The following is a 13,484-nucleotide window of genomic DNA, read 5'->3' as shown; positions in this document are numbered from 1 at the left end:
GTTTGTGGTTTATAAATTATTATTGAGAAAATCGTCGGTGCGGTCTATACCAAGACTCATAAAGAAGCCGACAAAAAATGTCCTGTTGGCCGGCAGCGATACTGCCATCTTATGCTGACCATCATAGCTGTAGTTATAGCCAAACACCTGTTTGGTGCCCAGTACGTTATTCACCCCCACGGCAAAACCGGAGAAATCTTTGTGTTTCCAGCGCGGGAACAACGTCATCAGATGGGAGATGTGCAGATTCACGATACTATAAGGCTTTGTGGTGCCCTGGTCGGCCAGCTGCCAGCCATCGCTGTAGCGGATGTTGTAATACGGCCTCCCCGCTGCCAGCGCGTATGACACGTTCACACCGGTAGACAGGTCCGGGAAAAACTTCTTCACCGCAATGGTCATCGTATGCGGCGCGGCAAAAGGCGGCCGCAGCGCCATCGGGTAATTCAGGTAATCCCGTTTGGTGTCCAGGTACGTATAGGTAATCCAGTAGTCCAGGTTCTTAAAGGTCTTTTTGTCCCGATAGAATAATTCTACACCTTTCGCATAGCCGTTACCGGTAGATACGCTCCTGGCATCGGGCGGCAGCAGCCGGACAAGGTCCTGATACTGCTTGTAATAAGCTTCCACCCGGAAAAAGCGGTTATGCGCCCTTCTCGTGTAATTCACCACATAATGGGCTGCCCGGGAGAGAGACAGATCGCGGTTACGGTACAGGAATTCATTTTGCGGCTCCTGGTAAAAGAGACCATAGGCAAAGTTGAGCTGGCTCTCATCACTCAGCCGCCATGCCAGGCTGGCCCTCGGCGCCAGCGACCACTGCGCCGGCAGTGAGGTATGCTCCAGGCGTAACCCTACCTTCGCCGCGAGGCTACTGGTCAGATAGATATCACTTTCGGCGAAGACAGCCGAGAGCTGGTCTGTCTGAGCAAGAGCACTGTCGCGGTATACGCCGGCATCTTTGGTATAAAAATGTTCGGCACCGAAACGGACCGCCTGCCCGCCGGCGAGAAAACGGGTCAACACCACACGGGCCTGCGCAAAATCAGAACGGATATCACTGGCATTATTCTTTAACGTAAGTGGTACCTCCGGCAGAGTGGCGGGCTTCTCCGCCGCATCCACCAGGCTGATGATACGTTTGTCTTTGTTATTGCTGTAGGCCAGCCCTGCCTCCATCTTCCAGTCGTTACCCAGCGCGGTGCGATAACTCATGTTGGTGTAAATATTGCCGCCCTTCACCAGGTATCCGGAACGCAGCGCCGCACTGTCAACATCCTGGTTATACATGCCCACGGCGCTTTTATTCCATACGGCGTATACCTTGAACATGCCGCTGCGACCTGTTTTTATGCGATAGTTGGCATTCCCCTCCAGGTAGGAAGGACCCTGGAAATAATCAGGTACATGAGGCACCAGCGCATTGTACAGCGTTTGGTTGGAATAGTTAAGCCCCAGTCCGAAACTGCTTCGGTTGTCTTTACCCAGGTGCTGCAGCCCCGCGCCCTGGTTGGCGGGAAACAGGTAGAAGCTGGCGGAAGATTTCTCGGGAAGGTCTACGCTTTCCAGTATCAGCGCGCTGCTCATCGCCTGTCCGTATAGTGCGGAGTAGCCACCGGAGCTGAACAGGATGCCTTTAAACAGGAAAGGGTTGATTCGGGCGCCTTGCGGAATGCCTGGCACGGAAGGATAGTTGGGATATTTGAACAGCGTGCCGTCGATAAACTGTTTGGTTTCATCGCTGGTGCCGCCCCTGACAAACAGGCCCTCTGTTTCTCCTATCTGCTGTACGCCGGGCAGGGAGCGCAGCGATTGAGTGAGGTCACCGTTGCTGCCTGCTACAGTGACGGCGTCCATCGGAGTAAGAGAGGCGCCCTTGGCTTTGTCGCTGGCTTCGAAAGCGCCCGCACTCACCGTGACCAGTTTCAGATTTTTAGGGGTACCGCGCTGAACGGTGCCGGATACGGCTTTCCCCGTGCTGTCCTTCGGCACCTGCTGAGCATGGGCGCTGCCTGTCAGGGCCGGAAAAAAAATCCATATCAGGTACTTTGTCATCGCCGGAAGTGTTATTTACTCACAAAGCTAGTGAGCAGCACGACCGGGATGTTGAGGTGTAGACGATACAGGAAAGTGTGGCGACAAGATGGCGAACCTGTTTGCATCAGTGTGCAGGGCCCTGCACCAGCCGGTTGACATTCTCTTTGAAGAAATCGCTGACAGGTATTTCCTTCTCCCCGATACAAACAAGATCGCGTTTAACGGCGGTGATCTTCTTCACCGCTACCAGGTAGGATTTATGCGTGCGTACAAAATCATCCGCAGGTAGCTTCTCCGTGACGGCTTTCATGGTCATGCGGGTGAGCACCGGTCTGGACACGGAAGAGAGGTGTATTTTGATGTAATCTTTCAGTCCTTCGATGTATTCAATATCGGCCACTACAATTTTGACCTGCACATATTCCACGTTCACGAAAAAGTCGGTGATGGCACGGGCAGGCGTTGCCGGCTGTTGCAGCCGGAACAGATCGGCAGCCCGCTGGCAGGCCTTCAGGAAACGTTCAAAGCTAAAGGGTTTCAGCAGGTAATCTACCACCTGGAGATTATAACCTTCCAGCGCATATTGCTCGTAGGCAGTCACCAGGACCACAAGGGGCGGCCGCTGCAACGATTGCAATAACTGCAGCCCGCTGAGGCGCGGCATCTGTATGTCGAGAAACATCAGATCTACCTGTTCGCGCTGCATTACTTCCATCGCTTCCATGGCATTTTTACAGGTAGCCACCAGCTGCAGAAAAGGTACCTGCCGGATACTGTCTTCCAGTAATTCACGTACCAACTGTTCGTCGTCTACTGCAATGCAACGTATCATATAAGCTTCAGCGTTAGGTGTGCAAGAAACTGGTCATTATCCGTGTTAACGGTCAGCGTATAATGACGGCGATATAATAGTTCCAGTCTGGAAGTGACATTGGACAGCCCGATGCCGGAGCTGTCGTCCTTGCTGTTGTCCTGTACCGGGTCGACATGGTTCTCCACCGTAAAGGTAAGCACATCTCCCTGAACAGACAGCTGTATGTGAATAACCGGCCTATCTACTCCCGTACCGTGCTTAAAAGCATTTTCCACGAAAGGGATCAGCAACATAGGCTCTATCATGTAATGCTCCAGGGACGCCGGATCGGGCATATCGCTGCGGATATCCACATCACTGCCGAAACGCAGCTGCTGCAGGGCGATGTAACTGTTGAGGTACGTTACTTCTTTCTGCAAAGACACCTTGCCACCGGTATTATACAACATATAACGCATCAGTTCCGACAGCATAATGAGGGAAGTCTCCAGCTGGTCCGACTTCTTCCGGGCCAGCGACACCATATTGGTGAGCACGTTGAACAAAAAATGCGGGCTGATCTGCGACCGGAGAAACTTCAGCTCGGTAGCTAATTGCTCGGCCTGTTTTTCTTTCTGACGGCGTTCTTCGTATATGCGGTCCAGTATTTTCCGGTACAGCAGGCTGACTACCAGCACGGCCGTAGAAGGTCCGAAAACGACGCCATAAGCGGCCTTGTTCCGCAGCAGCTCCGGAAACCACGCCGCCATGGCATAATACTTCAACTGAAAAGAAACAAACAGCAGCAACAAAGCGGCAGGAATATACAACCACCAGAAACGGCGGTTGAGCAACCGCGGACACAGGTAAAAAGCATTGGCATAAAAAAGGCCCATATGGATCACGCCGGCGATGGTAAAAAACGCACCGGGCATAGGGCCTATACTGTATTGGTTTTCGGGTGATGATACTATGTAAGGCAATAACAGCAGTATGCCCCAGATCAGCGCATGTAGTGCTATATTGATATTTTTGGATGTCAGGAACGCTTTCATGTGCAATATAAATATACTGCAAAGCACGCTGCTATTGGGCAGTTTGTCCACAAAGAAGCGACAACACGGCAAAATGCGCCGACAACATGGCTTTTAACGGTAGGAGATATAAGTTGTTTGCCCTGTTACGCTACCGCCGTTGGTGGTCATTTTCACCGGATACCCCTTATCATTGTATTCATAGGTGTATTGTTGCACCAGCTCAACCATATTATCGAGTTTCATCTGCATTTTAATAATATTATTGGGAGAGACGCTGGTTGCAAAACGCTGCAGCGCCGGCAGGATTAAACCGTACTTTTTATACATAGCATAAAAAGGATTAGGGTGGTTATCATACTGATAGGTCACCGTTATGACGAGGTCGGGGGCGCCGGGCCTCCCCATCAGGTTAGGCTGCCGGGTAACTGCCCTGCTAATGTTTCCCTTGCCGTCGTATTCATAGTTAATGGAAGTGTAGGCAGCAGTGGTCCATCCGCCGGGAGTGAGCGTGATAGCGTTCAGGCGGCCGGCGGGCAGGTTGTAATCATAGCTGCTGAGGATAACGCCGCTGGCGAACCGCTCATCTTTAATGCTGCCATCCATCCCTTTGGCATAGGTGTACAGGGAGTCCGCTATGCTGCCGGCACACAGGCCGTTCACCCACATAAACCTGGTTTTGTAGACATACCCGGTAATCAGGTTATTCAATGTGTCCCGGTGCGCAATTCGACTTCCTGCGATACGGCCTTTCTCATCATAGGTAAATTTTTCATTTCCCATCGCCACCAGCCGGTCACCCTCATAGATAAAGGCAGGAACATCGGAGATAGCGGCAATCTTCACATCGTTGTAGTCAGGGGCCGGGTCATTTCCGGCATCATTTTTACGGCAGGCGGCCAAAGCCAGCACTACCAGGCATAGTACAGTAACAGATGGTTTCATATGCACAGGTTTCGTTTAGGTATTGGCAAGATAAAAATTCTTCCGTCAGCGTTCTGAATAATCTTGCAGTTTCCGTTTCTCTTCGGCCGACAGGCTATTGATACCTTTCCGGTGAATTTTGTCCAGTATGGCATCTATTTCCTGTTGCTGCGCTGCCTTCTGCTGATTGTAGCGGTCTTCCACATTCAGGTAGCGTTGCGGACCGGGCGTGTTTCCGGTCAGCACCATATGTGGTTTCCGGACCAGCAGGTACATAAACACGACGCAGGGCAGTACCACCGCCAGCACCGGCAGGTAATGCTGCTTTACGGCCTGCGGCTCGAGGCACGCGGCAAAGAGCAACCCGATAAAAGCGCCACCGAGATGCGCTTCATGCCCGATGTTGTCATCATTATTCCTGATCCGGAAAATGGTAAACAACATATACAACACACCGTATATCCATGCGGGTATGTACAACGGGATACCGAAGAAGCCTATCTCCATGCCGGGAAACAGGGCTATGCAGGCGAAGATGATACCGCATACGGCGCCGGAAGCGCCGACCGCGCTGTAGTCGCCATGCTGCCGGTGGATGAACAGGGATAACAGGTTGCCTCCCACCAGGCTGCTCAGATAGATGATGACGAAGTTTTTAATCCCCAGTACCGCTTCTACGTCCGCACTGAAGAAGCAGAGTGATATCATGTTAAAAAGCAGGTGGGTCCATCCCACATGCAGGAAGCCGGAAGAAATCAGCCGGTAGTATTCTTTGTGGACCAGTATTTCGTCCACGATAAAAGCGTATTTGTAATAAAAACCAGTGTCTTTAAATCCCTTGTAAGAGACTACAAGGTTCAGGATAACGGTCACGAGGGCAACAACGCCGATTTCTGTCATGGCTATAGGACATTAAGGGTACAGGATGCAAATACTAACGGCAGCCCGGGACGCCCCGGGCTGCCGTTAGTAAAGATAAAAAACTTATTAAAAAGTTGGATCGGCCGGTGTATTCGGATTGTCATTCCTTTCCACAAAAGGATAAGGGAAATAATTCCGTTTCCTTTCGGTCGTAGGACGGGCAAAACGGCGCTGGTCTTCTATCTCCTGCCCGGACATAAACATCTCGATGCGGCGGTGCTTATAAATCTGCGTCAGCAGGTCGGGGATGGTAGCCACAGCCACCGGAGGCAGGTTGGCGCCTATGCCAAAGGGATCGTCCGCAGGCTTTTTGGTCACTATCTTGTTCAGCTCCACCAGCCCTTCCGCCAGTTTATTGGTACGGGCATAACATTCCGCTTTTATCAGCGTAATTTCTCCCGGCAGAAACACAGGGATGGACTCGATATTGGATTTAAAGAATCCGCTCACAACAAATCTTAAACCGGTAGGCGGCCTTGTGATATAGAAAGGTATCCGCCCATCTATGAGCGAGGGTTGCAGCGCCACCGGCAGCCCCATCGTGGAATCCACTACCTGATAGATATTACTGGTGGAAGCCACCAGTGTAAACATCGGGTTGGCCACCTGGGGATTGAAGTTAAAAGTGCTGACACCTGCCTTGCTAAGATCTACCTTATTGGCGGCATCCAGCGCAGCGGCATAGTCGCCGGCATATAATGCATAACGGGCTTTGAGGGCATACAGCGTATTGACTACATTAATCCCTTTGGGCAGGAACGGCGTAATCGAAGCACTGATCGGCGTGGCGGCAATGGTATTCAGTGCGTTGTCAAGCGTACGTACTGCGCGTAAATAGCCTTGTTTAGCGGGGATAAAATGTACATCGTTGGTAATGTCATCCGGTTTGGCAATGGTATCAGGCACCTGCTCCCAGAAATTAGCCTGGACGCCCAGCGCCAATGCTTTGAAAATGGAAGTATAGGCTATCAGGCCGCTGGCGTAACCTTTGTCGGTCACCACGGTATTGGTGGCACGCAGAACGTTTTCCGCGTCGAAGAGAATCTTGTTCGTGTATCCCCACATACCGGTCACGATCACATTGTTGTTCAACACTGTATTGCCACCGGTACCCAGTTGTCCTTCATCGGCATTACCCGGATTGGTGACAAACGTTTCCCCGCTCAGCAGGCTGCCGGCGGTGATGGTGGTATAAATGAGCCCGGTACGGTCCTTAACGAAATTGGCCTGTAACCCTACTGCCGTATTGGTAATGGCTTGTGGTGTGCTGAAAGCCTGCTCCTGAGAGGGCCCGGAAGGGTCCTGGTAATCTTTTTTACAGGCCGCCGCAGACAACAGGAACGTGGCCATCGTCATGTATGTATAGAAAGTAGTTCTTTTCATGGTTTGTCTTTTTAGCATTAGAATTTAGCGCGGACGGTCAGGTTATACGTGCGCGGAACAGGTACGGCGCCGAAGTCAATACCCCTTAAAAGCGTGCTTTGTCCGGCGGCATTCACTTCAGGGTCGTATCCCTTGTAGTTGTCCCATGAGATGAGGTTACGGCCTCCCAGGCTTACGGTCAGGTTGTTCAGTCCTCTGAACACCTTTCCGAAATCATAGCTGAGCGACACCTCACGCAGTTTCACGAAGCTGCCGTCGTCGATCCTGAATTCCTGGATGTTATACACACCGGCGATCCAGCCTCTGGGCAGCTGGCCCAGGTCTTCCTGCTCGGCAATCTTCCCGTTGTCAACACCCTGGCGGGTCCTGAAGTCGGCATTGAAAACATCCACGCCCTGTACGGCGTCCAGTTGTATATGCAGTCCCAGCTTTTTGTATTGCAGATCGGTGGTGAAAGTACCGGTCCAGTCCGGGTTAGGGTCACCGATTTTTTTGTTGAGCGCCGGAGCGGATGCCAGCGGCAGCCCGGTGGCGGGGTCACGCTGCGCCTGGTAGTCGAACGGCGCTTTCTGCGTACCTCTTTCTGTAACGGGAATACCGGCCGGCGTAGTAAGGATGTTGCCATTGGCGTCGCGGGCATAGAAGGTGCCGTAGAAGAAGCCAATGGGATAACCGGCGGCGATAGCCACAGGAGCGCCGCCTACGGTATTCAGCAGCACGAGCGACTGCCCTATATCTATCGCTTCGTTGCGGTTACGGTTGAAGATGGCGGTCAAACTCCAGGAGAAGTCCTTCGTTTTTACCGGTATGGCATTGAGCACCACTTCTATACCGTTATTGCGCAATGAACCGATGTTGCTTCGCATAAAGTTGTAACCGTTGGTTGGCGCCACTGCCCGGTCGATCAGCAGGTCTTCCACTTTTTTACGGTAGTAGTTCACGCTCAGCCCGATACGGTCATCCAGGAAAGACATGTCGGTACCAAACTCCAGCTCTTTCTGTTTTTCAGGTCTTACGTCAGGATCGGTGTAAGTAAGTTGTCCCTGGAACCCGGAGGCGCCTACAAACGCATTGGCGAGATAGGTATTATAGCGGGCATAAGGAGGAATACCGGTCAGGTTGCCGGATTCACCGTAGGCAGCGCGCAGCTTGAACAGCGTCCACCACTTCGCTACGGAAGATTTAGCCCAGAAATCGGTACCGGACAACACATAGCTGCCGCTCAGCTTGGTGTAAAGCTGGTTACGTTCGTTTTTACCGAATACAGAAGAACCGTCCACACGCAGGGCGCCGGTCAGGAACAACTGGTTGCGGTATTTGAAGTTCTGCTGGATATATTCACCGGAGATAGAGAACTCAGAGCGCTGGTCTGCTCCGGGAATAGCGGTGGTGGCTTTATCCGCCGTCTGCACAAAAGGCGGCAAGCCCCGTCCCTGCTGCAGCGAATAATGCTGCCGCTGATATTGTACGGAATATCCCACCTGCGTTACAGACTCCAGGTTGTCGCTGATGCGGGCATTGTAAGTGGCGTTCGCATCGTGGTTGATCAGGAAGGAGGTATTGGTACCGGAGCTGGCATAACCGTTCTGCGCGGGATCGAGCGACGTGCCTCCGCCGTAGAAGCCGGTGCTTACATTGTAGGCGTAGGGCGGAACGAAGGTAGTACCATCCTGGTAATAGTTATCGATACCTACATGATAATCCAGCGTCAGGTTTTTTATCGGGTTTGCCTTCAGGCCCAAACCAGCAATCACACGGCCTACCTGCTGTTGCTGACGAAAGTCTTCAATAATGGACACCGGGTTCACACGGCCCAGGTTACCTACTTTCATCAGGTTGCCCAGGGCATCCCTTTGCTGTATATCATAATAGTTACCAAGGATGGTCACGGAGTTCATCGGTGAATAGAAGGTGTTGCCGTCAGGTTTTTCCTTGGACTTACTATAAACATAGTTGACGGTTGCATTCATGGTGAGCCATTTGGTCACCTCCTGGTCGAGGTTCACCCGGAAGCTGAAACGGTTGAAATCCGTATTCTTGATAATCCCCTGGTTATAGAAGTAACTTGCAGAAGCGTAGTATTTGGTCTTGTCTTTTCCGCCGGCAATGGACACGTTGTTGTCGGTACCTACCCCTGTACGGAAAATATAGTCCTGGTAGTCGTAGCGCTGCACCGGGAATTTGCTCACCACCGCCGGTGTCAGGATGTTCTGGGTAGAATCGTTCGGATTCCCGCCAAACTTGGTGGGAGCGCGGTTGACATCCAGTTTTTTACGTAGCTCGTTGATGGAGATACCGGTGGAGAAGTTGATCACCGGAGCGCCGGAGCTGCCTCTTTTGGTGAAGATCTGCACCACGCCGGCGTTGGCGCGTGAACCGTAGATAGCGGCGGCAGCGGCGCCATTCAGCACTTCCACGCGTTCTATATCGTCGGGGTTGATATCGGCCATACGGTTCTGGCCCACGTTACCGACAAAGTTATTACCACCCTGGGTGCTGGCGCCGTAGTTCGGATCGGCATTGGTAACACGGGTGGAGGAGTTATCTACGATCACACCGTCTACGATATACAATGGTTCGGTAGAACCACCGATAGTACTGATACCTCTCAGTTTTACAGAGATGCCGCCGGAAGGATCTCCCGAGTTCTGGGTGATCTGCGCACCGGCCGTTTTACCCTGCAAAGCGGCCAGCACGTTGCCGGTGGCGCCTTTGGTCAGGTCTTCCGCTTTCACGGAACTAATGTAGCTGCCCAGCTGGCGGCGGGTGGTACCCTGGGAAGTACCGGTTACCACGATCTCATCCAGTTTGGATACCGATACACCCATGGTCACATCCCGTGTGATATTGGCGGTGCCTATCGTGATAGGTATTTCCTGGGAGGTAAACCCCACGCCGGTGACGGCGAGCACATAGTTGCCTGCCGGCACGTTGGCTGTAAAGCTGTAAAGCCCGTCTACGGTGGTATTGGCGCCGACTTTACTGTTTTTGAGCGTAACGGTAATTCCAGGTAAAGGGGTTCCGGTCTCGTCTGTTACCTTACCGGATATTTTCACCTGCGCACTGACGGTGGCTGCCAGGCAGGTCATCAACAGTAAAAGCAGCACACGGCCACCTCCTGTCAATCGCATAAATACACGCGTGATCATAAGTGATTTTTAAATGTTGGTTACTGTTGTTGGAAGCCCTAAAACAGTCGCATAACAACTGTTGAATGGTTGATTGCCTTATTGAATCCTCTTATTGTGCCTGTTGAAAAATTAAGACCGGAACGGTGTCATACTGCCTGCACCGGCCATTCCCGAAATTTGTTTTCCACAACGATCCCTCTGCACATTGGTTGTCTTGTAAAACAGCCCGGTTGAGCTGTTTGTTGAAACACAGCTAAATAATAAAAATGACTCCTATAAAATCTTTATTCCCTTATTACTGTATGGCTGCAACTTCTTCGATTTTGGCTGCAGCTCGGTGATTAATATATCAATGTCTTCTACATTACATACTTTCAGGTGCTCCGCGGTATTCACCTTCTCTGATATACACATGGCAACCACTTTCCTGGCAGTGGCGGCCATTGCCTTTTTTACCTGCACCACTTCCCAGTCGTTGTCCGTAAGGCCCGCCTGCACATCAATGGCGTTGACGCCCAGAAAACACAGGTCCGCCCGGATATCCCTTATTTTGGCGATCGCTTCACCACCAACGGTGATCTTCGAATTTTTCGCCAGCTTGTCACCGATCACAATGACTTCTATATTGGGATGATTGGCATATTCAAAAGCTGCCGGCAAACTCACGGTGATAAAGGTGGCCCGCAGCTCCGGCGGTAATATCCGCGCCAGCTGCAGAATAGTGGTGCCGCCGGTGGTCAGTACGAACATCCCGTCATGGATCAGCTCCACCGCCTTCTGCGCAATGATGCGTTTCTCTTCTATGGCATATACATCCTGCGCCACCGCCCCCTGGTGAAATGAGTTGGACAACCCGCCACCGTGCACTTTGAGGATCTTCCCTTCCTGCGCCAGCGCCGCCAGGTCCCGGCGGATCGTATCCTCCGAAACCCCCATCTGCTCGCTCAGATGCGACGACAATACCTTGTTATGTAGGTTGACCTGATGTAAGATATATGCCTGACGTTCCTTTTTCAGCATAGGAAGTTTTATTCTTGCCTTAAATTCGGCAAAAAAACGCATTCAAACAAATATAAAAATGCAATTTCATGCAGATTTCTGCATAAAACGTCCGGCTATCGCATAATATTTCCTCTAAAAATTATTTTCCCGGGAGATGGCCGCCAGCTGTGGAAGACCATTTTTCAAAAAAAAGACCGCCCGGTTTAACCAGGCGGTCTTCTTCCTAAGCACAACACCAAAATATCAAAATAATAAAATAACAAAATACTCATCGGGCGATGAACAGCAGCGCATCCGCTACTACCGCACCATCTGCCTGCTCGTTGCTGACCTCTACATAAGCCTTTTTCCCTTTCGGCAAACGGAAAGTACCCAGCGACACCCATTCACCGGAAGTCTGTCCTTCCACTTTAACAGCCCCGGTTTCTATCTTCACCGGCTTCAGCTCCTTTCCGTCAAAAACCTGCACATGGGTCACAGTAGCCTGGCTGGCCAGTTTGGGCAGATAACTGTAAATATGGTACTCGCCCTCCCGCTGTATTTCGGGGACAAAACGTGCAGATTTCGGCAAACCGCCCTTGCTGTCGTCCAGGTACAGGGACGGGCCATAGCTGCCGCGCGTTTCTTTTTTCCAGTCGCCTTTCAGCGTCACATGGGCCGCATCGTCATTATCCACCAGTATTTCCGGTGTGCTGTTGTCGGCCAGCGGATTGGCTGCCAGCAGCTGCTGCACCTTCTTCACGGCTACCTGCTGCACGGGCACCTTACTGTCGATGGCTACCACCGCGGCAGTAGCGGCAGATTGCGCCAGCACCATAAACACCGGCTCCATCCGGATAGAACCATAAGCAATATGAGAAGCAGACAAACAAACCGGCACCAGCAGGTTGGCGCATTCGCCGGTCTTAGGTACCAGCGACCGGTAAGATATCGGATAGGGGCCAAAGCCGCCGATCTGTACATCTCCCTCATTCTTCACCATACCGTTCACCACTACCCGCTGACAGTTATGCGAATCCATGGTATATGCCGCCATGCCCACACCATCGGTCACCGTAGCGCGCCCCTGGCAATTGGCCTGCGTCATCACATACTCACCCACCATACGGCGCACTTCGCGCACATATAACTGCGGAGACCAGTGCCCGTTATTCACATATTCATCTTTAGGATAGCCCCACTGCAGCATCTCGCGGCGCAGCTGCTCCGGCATCCGCGGATCATGGCCGATGAAATACAATAACCCCTTGTTGTACAGTTCATGCTGACGGATAATCTCTTTCCGCTTCTTTGCGTCCGCCTCCGGATAGTCATAGTTCATCCCGATCATATCGGTGGAAAAAGGACCGTTGTTGTTAATATCCGTTTTACCGTTCGGCATCAGGTCAAATTTCAGAAACCCCCACAGGCTCTTAGCCGGCGCTTTTTCCAGCACACGCAGCAACAACTCGTAACGGGAAGCGTCATAACCTTCCGGCTGTGTAATAGGAATCATATTCTCCGGACGGTTGGTAAGACAAATACGGAAATTGTACGCCTGCACGCTTTTGTCGCCGCTGCCCTGCGCTGCCAGCGGCGCAGGGCTCACGCCCCACAGCAGCCCGCTCTCCGGCTTACCCGGTGTTTTATACGGATCTATCCCGTCGGGGAACTGGTGCTTGTCTCTCAACTGTACTCCGTTATAAGTTTCCTGGTAAGTACTGTTCGCCTCACGGCCAACGGTATACGAAACACCGGCTTTCGCCATCAGGTCGCCTTCATAGGAACAATCAATAAACATGCGGGCCTTTACTACCACGGGAGAAGGACCTTCCAGTGTAATCTCCCGAATGTAGCCATTCTCTTTTTTCACGGTGGTCAGCTGGTGATCATACCATATTTCCACCTTTGCGTTTTTCAGGTAACCGTCGAATGTCTGCGAAGCTACATGCGGTTCAAAAATCCATTGTTCAAACTTACCGTAGTGCGTGCCAATACGGCGGTAAAAATCGCGGGCCAGGCCGGTGATCGCGTATTTATTGCCGATATCCGTGTAGCCCAGGCCGCCGGTGGTCAGGCCGCCGAGATGTTTGCCCGGCTCTATCAGCAATACGGTTTTATGCAGCTTCTTAGCGGTATATGCCGCCATGATACCGGCGGATGTGCCGCCATATACGCAAATATCCACTTCTTTGGGCGTGCCGGCCTGTGAGGCAGCCGGTAGTATGGTCAACGGGCAACAAATGGCCAGCAGCCACCATTTAATTTGTCTGATCATAG

Annotated in this window: 9 protein-coding genes; all 9 read right to left on the bottom strand. The window is 52.0% G+C overall.

The genetic code is table 11. The annotated features are described in order from the left end of the window. Positions 1-9: 9 nt before the first annotated feature. Positions 10-2,055, bottom strand: a complete 2,046-nt coding sequence (locus tag HF324_RS04585; RefSeq protein ID WP_168862002.1) for a TonB-dependent receptor plug domain-containing protein — start codon at positions 2,053-2,055, stop codon at positions 10-12. A 106-nt stretch (positions 2,056-2,161) separates the two neighbouring features. After that, positions 2,162-2,869: a LytR/AlgR family response regulator transcription factor gene (locus tag HF324_RS04580; protein WP_168862001.1), complete on the bottom strand. Its 708-nt coding sequence runs from the start codon at positions 2,867-2,869 to the stop codon at positions 2,162-2,164. Next, positions 2,866-3,885: a sensor histidine kinase gene (locus tag HF324_RS04575; RefSeq protein ID WP_168862000.1), complete on the bottom strand. Its 1,020-nt coding sequence runs from the start codon at positions 3,883-3,885 to the stop codon at positions 2,866-2,868. The genes HF324_RS04580 and HF324_RS04575 overlap by 4 nt, the downstream gene beginning before the upstream one ends. Positions 3,886-3,978: 93 nt before the next feature. Continuing rightward, positions 3,979-4,809 (bottom strand): hypothetical protein, encoded by an 831-nt coding sequence (locus HF324_RS04570; RefSeq protein ID WP_168809958.1) that lies wholly within the window; start codon positions 4,807-4,809, stop codon positions 3,979-3,981. A 45-nt stretch (positions 4,810-4,854) separates the two neighbouring features. After that, positions 4,855-5,688 (bottom strand): rhomboid family protein, encoded by an 834-nt coding sequence (locus tag HF324_RS04565; protein ID WP_168861999.1) that lies wholly within the window; start codon positions 5,686-5,688, stop codon positions 4,855-4,857. Between the two features lie 87 nt (positions 5,689-5,775). Continuing rightward, positions 5,776-7,092 (bottom strand): RagB/SusD family nutrient uptake outer membrane protein, encoded by a 1,317-nt coding sequence (locus HF324_RS04560; protein ID WP_168861998.1) that lies wholly within the window; start codon positions 7,090-7,092, stop codon positions 5,776-5,778. A 17-nt stretch (positions 7,093-7,109) separates the two neighbouring features. Further along, positions 7,110-10,241 (bottom strand): SusC/RagA family TonB-linked outer membrane protein, encoded by a 3,132-nt coding sequence (locus tag HF324_RS04555; protein ID WP_192023233.1) that lies wholly within the window; start codon positions 10,239-10,241, stop codon positions 7,110-7,112. A gap of 255 nt (positions 10,242-10,496) precedes the next feature. Continuing rightward, a complete protein-coding gene (locus HF324_RS04550) occupies positions 10,497-11,243 on the bottom strand; it encodes a DeoR/GlpR family DNA-binding transcription regulator (RefSeq protein ID WP_168809951.1) in 747 nt (248 codons plus the stop codon). A gap of 250 nt (positions 11,244-11,493) precedes the next feature. Beyond that, positions 11,494-13,482 carry an FAD-dependent oxidoreductase gene (locus HF324_RS04545; protein ID WP_168861997.1) on the bottom strand — a complete coding sequence of 663 codons (1,989 nt, stop codon included), beginning with the start codon at positions 13,480-13,482 and terminating at the stop codon, positions 11,494-11,496. Between the last annotated feature and the right edge of the window lie 2 nt (positions 13,483-13,484).

The sequence above is a fragment of the Chitinophaga oryzae genome, from assembly GCF_012516375.2.
Taxonomy (GTDB): domain Bacteria; phylum Bacteroidota; class Bacteroidia; order Chitinophagales; family Chitinophagaceae; genus Chitinophaga; species Chitinophaga oryzae.
This window is presented reverse-complemented; position numbering and strand designations above follow the sequence as displayed.